Source organism: Streptomyces sparsus, assembly GCF_054776295.1.
On sequence record NZ_BAAHCA010000316.1, the window covers coordinates 1 to 5,057 of the forward strand.

A 5,057-nucleotide genomic window follows, 5' to 3' on the forward strand; every position below is an offset into this window, starting at 1 on the left:
GGCGAGCCGGCGCGCCTGGCTGCCGCTGCGGCGTAGGCGGGCCGCGCGGAGCCGGGGCGCGTCCTCCGGCTAGCGGCCGATCCCCTCCAACTCGGCGAGGTCCTCGTCGGAGAGCGGGAGTCCCGCGCCGGTGACGTTCTCGCGCAGGTGCCCCACCGACGACGTACCGGGGATGAGCAGGATGTTCGGCGACCGCCGCAGCAGCCAGGCCAGGGCAACCGACATCGGCGTCGCACCCAGCCGGCCGGCCACGGCGGAGAGCGCCGTGGACTGCAGCGGGGTGAAACCGCCCAGGGGGAAGAAGGGCACGTAGGCGATTCCCTTGCCGGCCAGTTCGTCGATCAGCTCGTCGTCCTGGCGATGGGCGAGGTTGTACATGTTCTGCACGCACACGACCGGTCCGATGGACTGCGCCTCGGCGACCTGTTCCGCCGTCGCGTTGCTCACTCCGAGGTGTCGGACAAGGCCCTGCTGCTGGAGTTCGACGAGGGTCCCGAAGGGTTCGGCGAGTGAGCCCGGCCGGGGACCCTGGGCGTCGCCGAGACGGAGGTTGACCACGTCGAGCGTGTCGAGACCGAGGTCCTTGAGGTTCTCGTGGACGGCGCGGCGCAGGCCCTCGGGGCGCCGGGCAGGCGGCCAGCCGCCCTGCCGGTCGCGGACCGCGCCGACCTTGGTCACGATGTGCAGCGATTCGGGATAGGGGTGCAGCGCCTCACGGATCAGCTGGTTGGTGACTCGTGGTCCGTAGGCGCCGGCGGTGTCGACGTGACTGATCCCGAGGTCGGTCGCCTCACGCAGCACGGCGAGCGCCCCGTTGCGGTCGGCGGGCGGGCCCATGACCCCGGGGCCGGCGAGCTGCATGGCGCCGTAGCCGAAGCGGGTCACGGTCAGATCGCCCAGGGTCCAGGTGCCACCGGGCAGTGAAGTGGAGGCTGTGTTCGCGGTTTCGCTCATGCCGTTGATGCTCGCTCGGGGACAAGCCACGCAGCCAATACCGATTCGGTCGCCTGTGATACCCAGCGGGTATCACAGGCGTACGCTGTGCTCATGGACACCTTGGAGATCCGCGAGCTGCGGTACTTCACGGCCGTCGCTGAGGAACTGCACTTCGGACGTGCCGCCGAACGCCTCGGCATGGCCCAGCCACCGCTGTCCCGGGCGATCCAGCAGCTGGAGCGGCGCCTCGGCGTCCCCCTGCTGCGACGCGACCGCCGGGGCGTCTCCCTGACCGGCGCCGGGGAGATGCTGCTGCACGAGGGCCGCGCAGCCCTCGACGCGACCACCGCCGCCGCTCGACGCACCCGCCGGGCCGGTGGCGCCGACAGCCCGGCCGGCCCCCGGAACCGTCTGGTGCTGGCGGTGAAGGCCGGCGCGTCTCACGAACTGCTGCACAAGCTCCTCGACGCCTACGCGGCCGAGCCCGACGCCGCTGAGATCGAGGTGCTGCCGAGCGGCACGTGCGAGCAGGAAGGGATGCTGCGGGACGGCCGCGCCGACGTGGCCCTCATGCACGCGCCGTTCAACTCCCTCGCCGGGTTCGACAGCGAGGAACTGATGACGGAGGGGCAGATCGCTGTCCTGCCTGCCGGGCACCCCCTCGCCGCGCGGAGCACTCTCTCCCTGGCCGACGTCAGCGACATCCCCGATCTCCCGCTCGCCCGCTGGTCACGCCACGGCACGTATCCGCCCGGCCTGGGCCCCGAGATCCACGACCAGACGCAGCTGGCCCAGCTGATCGCCCTGGGACGCACCGTGGCCGTCTATCCGGACTCGGCCCGCGCCTGGCTGTGGGCCGAGCACGCCGCCGTCCCCCTGGCCGACGCGCCCCCCGTCGTCACCCACATCGCGTGGCCCGCGCACAGCCGATCCCCCGCCCTCGCCGGGCTGATCCGCACGGCCACGCGACTCTGACCCGCCCTGGCCCGCTCCGTGCGGCGACACCGAATCGGTGCTGTCGTTCCCGGACGCGCGGGCGCGGTGGGTCGTCCGTGGGCTGCGGGCCGGGGTCAGTGCGCGTAGTCCTTGAGTTTCGCGGTGTGCAGGGTGACGTTCACGGGGGCGGGGACTTCGACCACCTCGCCATAGGGCTGGGTGACGCGGTGCCGGTACGTCCCGTGCTGCGGGTCGGAGTGGACGGTCAGCGTGCACGTCTCACGGTCCACCAGCAGGTAGACGGGGATGCCGGCAGCCGCGTAGCCGTCCCGTTTCTCGGTCCGGTCCCGCCGGTCGGTGTCCCTGTCGTGCGTCGTCACCTCCACCGTCATGAGCACTCCATCGGGTTCGGCCCACTCCCCCTGGCCGACGAAGTGGTCCTCCGGCGCCAAGGTGCCGTCCGGACGGGCCCGGCCCCTCCGGTAGGCCTCCACCCTGATGCCCTGGTCGGGGTAGAGCGCCAGGTCCGGACGTTGCTCCATGCAGCGCTTCAGCAACCACATGACAATCGCTCCGTGGTCGCCGTCCGGCACGGGCTTGACCTCCAGTTTTCCGTTGACGAATTCAAGCGTCACGGTTTCGGGGGCCGTGGCGGCGAGCTGTTCGAAGTCCTCTACGGGCATCTGGGGCCGTCCGCGGTGGCAGGGGTCATGGCGTCGCCTCCTCGCCTCCATCCTGCCCCGGGACGAGCCCGCGTGTGCGGCACGGGCACGGGGTGCGTGGTCATGTGCGGTCGCCGCCGGAGGGGCACGCCGCCGGTTCAAGGGGGGACGGTTCGGAGCGGGCGGGCTCGGGGCTCGGAGGCGCGGGGCGGTCGGCGGGGTGCGGGACGAGGGGGCGTACCGCCTGCGGGAGCCTGCGTCTGCTGCCCCTGGCCGGCGTACGGGTCGTAGGGGGCGGCGTACGGATCCTGGTAGATCGGCCGCCCGTACTCGTCGTAGCCGTAGAACTGCTGTTCCCCGTACGGATCCTGTCGATCGTTCACGCCTGCCGCCCCTCTAGCCCCTCTGTGCAGAAGCGTCCCGGTACAGCCGGCGCTTGTTGATGTAACGCACCACGCCGTCCGGCACCAGATACCAGACCGGATCGTCCTGCGCCACCCGTGCGCGGCAGTCCGTGGAGGAGATCGCCAGTGCCGGCACCTCCACCAGGGAGACGCCGCCGTCCGGCAGCCCGGGGTCGGCCAGGTGGTGTCCCGGCCTCGTCACCCCGATGAAGTGCGCGAGGGAGAACAGCTCCTCCGCGTCCCGCCAGGTGAGGATCTGCGCGAGCGCGTCGGCTCCGGTGATGAAGAACAGGTCGGCGTCCGGGTGCTCGGCACGCAGGTCCCGCAGGGTGTCGATGGTGTACGTCCGGCCGGCCCGGTCGAGGTCGATGCGGCTCACCGAGAACTGCGGGTTGGACGCGGTGGCGATCACCGTCATGAGGTAGCGGTCCTCGGCGGCGGACACCTTCTGATGGCTCTTCTGCCACGGATGGCCGGTCGGCACGAAGATCACCTCGTCGAGGTGGAACCGCGCCGCCACCTCACTGGCGGCGACCAGGTGGCCGTGGTGGATCGGATCGAACGTCCCACCCATGACGCCCAGCCGCCGTTCGCCGGCCCGAGGCACTATGTGCTCTTCCATGCGTGCAGACCCTAACCGCTGACGCGGGCGCCGACCCGTCCCTCAGCGGTCCCGGTTGAATCGGGTGGTGATCCACAGCAGCAGAAGCAGGACGAGCAGACCGAAACCGCCGATGAGGTACGGGTTGAGGCTGTCGTACTGGCCACCGTGCTCACCCTCCTGGGCGAGCAGGCCGAGAGTGTGCACGGAGCTGGGGAGAGTCATCGTTTGCTTACCTGTCCAGGAGATGGGCGGGCGGTGAGTTGCCCACATGGTAAGCGGACCGGGTTTGTGCGGCTCGGCACACCCACCCCGTAGGCTGGTCGCACAGCCAGGGGGACGGGCCACGACGAAGACCCGTAAGGGGGCCACATGAGCGACAGCAATGGCAACACGGAGCATCTGCCGGGACGTGAGCGCAGGCGTTTTCCCGGTATCTCGTCCAGGGCGTACGAACACCCCGCCGACCGCTCCGCGCTGGTCGCGCTGCGAAAGCTGACCGGGTTCGACACCGTCTTCAAGACGCTCAGCGGACTGCTTCCGGAGCGCAGCCTGCGGCTGCTGTTCCTCTCGGACTCGGTCCGGGTCGGCGAGCTGCAGTTCGTCCACCTGCACCGCATGCTGCTGGACGCCTGCCAGGTCCTGGACCTGGAGAAGGTCCCGCCGATGTACGTGACGCAGGACCCGATGCCCAACGCCATGTGCATCGGCATGGACAAGCCGATCATCGTGGTCACCACCGGTCTCGTCGAACTGCTCGACGAGGAGGAGATGCGGGCCGTCGTCGGTCACGAGGTGGGTCACGCGCTGTCCGGCCACTCGGTCTACCGCACGATCCTGCTGTTCCTGACCAGCATGGCGCTGAAGGTCGCGTGGATCCCGCTGGGCAACGTCGCGATCATGGCGCTGGTGACGGCGCTGCGGGAGTGGTTCCGCAAGTCGGAGCTGTCCGCCGACCGGGCCGGGCTGCTGGTCGGGCAGGACCTCCAGGCGTCGATGCGCGGGCTGATGAAGCTGGCCGGCGGCAACCACCTGCACGAGATGAACGTCGACGCCTTCCTGGCCCAGGCCGACGAGTACGAGGCGGGCGGCGATCTGCGCGACTCGGTGCTGAAGATCCTCAGCATCATGCCACGCAGCCACCCCTTCACGACGGTCCGCGCCGCCGAGCTGAGGAAGTGGGCGCAGAGCCGGGACTACCAGCGCGTGATGGACGGCCACTACCCCAGGAGGTCCGAGGACAAGGAGACCTCCGTCAGTGACTCGATCAAGGAGTCCGCGAACCACTACGCCGACTCGGTTCGGAACAGCAAGGACCCGCTGATGGGCCTGGTGCGTGACCTCGCCGGCGGCGCGGCCGTGTTCGGCGGCAAGCTGCGCGGGTTCGCCGCCGGCAGCGGGCGGCGTCCGGAGAACGGCACCGGCACGGCCGCCGGCAGCTGACCGAACCGCGACCGAGGCGCTCGACAGGGCCCCACCGTCCCCCACCACCGAGCGCCCCGGCAGGGCAACCCGCCG

7 protein-coding genes are annotated in these 5,057 nt (G+C 70.6%); 2 read left to right on the forward strand and 5 right to left on the reverse strand.

Annotated features, from left to right (window positions below; genetic code table 11):
- Positions 1-69: 69 nt before the first annotated feature.
- Positions 70-954, reverse strand: coding sequence for an aldo/keto reductase family oxidoreductase (locus ACYVE9_RS15255; protein ID WP_461028388.1), 885 nt, complete (start codon positions 952-954; stop codon positions 70-72).
- Positions 955-1,047: 93 nt separating this feature from the next.
- On the opposite strand from ACYVE9_RS15255, the gene ACYVE9_RS15260 reads away from it, so the two are divergent.
- Positions 1,048-1,911, forward strand: a complete 864-nt coding sequence (locus ACYVE9_RS15260; RefSeq protein WP_461028389.1) for a LysR family transcriptional regulator — start codon at positions 1,048-1,050, stop codon at positions 1,909-1,911.
- 95 nt (positions 1,912-2,006) lie between these two features.
- Here ACYVE9_RS15260 and ACYVE9_RS15265 read toward each other — a convergent pair whose 3' ends face one another.
- The 4 genes from ACYVE9_RS15265 to ACYVE9_RS15280 all read right to left on the reverse strand — a co-directional run bounded on the left by ACYVE9_RS15265 (position 2,007) and on the right by ACYVE9_RS15280 (position 3,764).
- The gene (locus tag ACYVE9_RS15265) at positions 2,007-2,555 is read right to left on the reverse strand and encodes a Uma2 family endonuclease (protein ID WP_461028390.1); all 549 of its coding nucleotides are present in this window, start codon (positions 2,553-2,555) and stop codon (positions 2,007-2,009) included.
- A 137-nt stretch (positions 2,556-2,692) separates the two neighbouring features.
- Positions 2,693-2,917 (reverse strand): hypothetical protein, encoded by a 225-nt coding sequence (locus tag ACYVE9_RS15270; RefSeq protein WP_461028391.1) that lies wholly within the window; start codon positions 2,915-2,917, stop codon positions 2,693-2,695.
- A gap of 13 nt (positions 2,918-2,930) precedes the next feature.
- Positions 2,931-3,560 carry a nicotinate-nucleotide adenylyltransferase gene (gene nadD, locus ACYVE9_RS15275; RefSeq protein WP_461028392.1) on the reverse strand — a complete coding sequence of 210 codons (630 nt, stop codon included), beginning with the start codon at positions 3,558-3,560 and terminating at the stop codon, positions 2,931-2,933.
- 42 nt (positions 3,561-3,602) lie between these two features.
- Entirely contained in the window at positions 3,603-3,764 is a 162-nt protein-coding gene (locus ACYVE9_RS15280) for a hypothetical protein (protein ID WP_461028393.1), read from the reverse strand.
- Positions 3,765-3,911: 147 nt separating this feature from the next.
- Between ACYVE9_RS15280 and ACYVE9_RS15285 the strand changes: the two genes are divergently transcribed.
- The gene (locus tag ACYVE9_RS15285) at positions 3,912-4,982 is read left to right on the forward strand and encodes a M48 family metallopeptidase (RefSeq protein WP_461028394.1); all 1,071 of its coding nucleotides are present in this window, start codon (positions 3,912-3,914) and stop codon (positions 4,980-4,982) included.
- The last annotated feature ends 75 nt before the right edge of the window (positions 4,983-5,057 follow it).